The sequence below is a fragment of the Thermus sp. genome (assembly GCF_056332225.1).
The window spans coordinates 1-1,030 of record NZ_JBWGQW010000135.1; the positions used below are offsets into that span (position 1 = coordinate 1).

Here is a 1,030-nt window from a genome sequence, read left to right on the forward strand (position 1 = left end):
AAGAGCAAAACCGCTACTGCCACTGCCAGAAGGGCCGCCCACCGCCACAGGGCAAGGCTCCGCCTCAGGCGGGCCACCTCGTGTTGAAGGAAGGCAGGCTCCCGCTCCAGTTGCGCAAGCTTTTCCTTGAGCCGGTCCCGTTCCGCCTGGGCCGCCCTGGCCTCCACCTGGGCCCTCTCCAGGAGGTCGGAGAGCTTGGCAGCCTCCTTCTCCCGCTCCACCGCTTCCACCGCCTCCTTGAGGAAGTGCCCCAGGGCCGTGGGCGTGGGGAAGGCGGCGTCCGCCAGGCCCTCCACCCAGAGGGTGTTCGCCGCGTGGCCCAGGGCCACCACCACGGGCTTGGGGCAGGAGGCCACCGCCTCCCACACCTCGGGGCGGTCCAGGGCCTCAAGCCCCTCCCCGCCTCCCCGGACCAGGGCCACCAGGTGGTAGGGGCCCTCCGCGGCCCGCCTCAGGGCCTCCGCCACGGCCCAGGGATCGGTGAGGTTCACGCGCTTCCGGTCCAGCCGGTAGCGGTCCCGGGCGCTTCCCAAGGAGGCCTCCACGTCCCGGTCCACGATGCCCGTCTCCCCGAGGACCAGGGCCAAAGCGGGGGTCTCCCCCTTGCGGAGGAGGCCCAGGAGGAGGCCCCGCACGTCCACCCTGTCCCGGCTCCTCCGGGGGAGCTGGACCCCGGAGGCGGGAGGGGCCTCCCCTTCCTCGAGGAGGGCCTCCACCCGGAAGAGGACGAGGGGGGGCCTGCCGTTTTGGTTGAGCTCCGGGCTCACGGAGAGGACGTAGGCCTTCCCCCCGGCGAGGAGGATCCCAGCCGGCACCTTGAGGCGGATGGAGGCCCCCTCTCCCTTCAGGTCCCCGTAGTAGAAGCCCCCGTAGAGCTTTTGCGGTTGGCCCTCGAACACCCCCCGCACCAGGTAGGGGCCCTCCTCCAGGAAGCGGCGGAAGACCTCCCTGGCGAAGAGCGCTTGAAGCCCCTGGAGGAGCTGGCCCGGGGTCAGGGGGAAAGGGGTCTGGGGTGAATGCTGCGGCTTCA

1 protein-coding gene is annotated in these 1,030 nt (G+C 71.7%); it reads right to left on the reverse strand.

Going from position 1 to position 1,030, the window contains the following annotated elements:
• The coding region (locus AC01Y6_RS10505; RefSeq protein ID WP_476671473.1) for an exodeoxyribonuclease VII large subunit at positions 1–1,030 on the reverse strand (1,030 nt) is incomplete at both ends.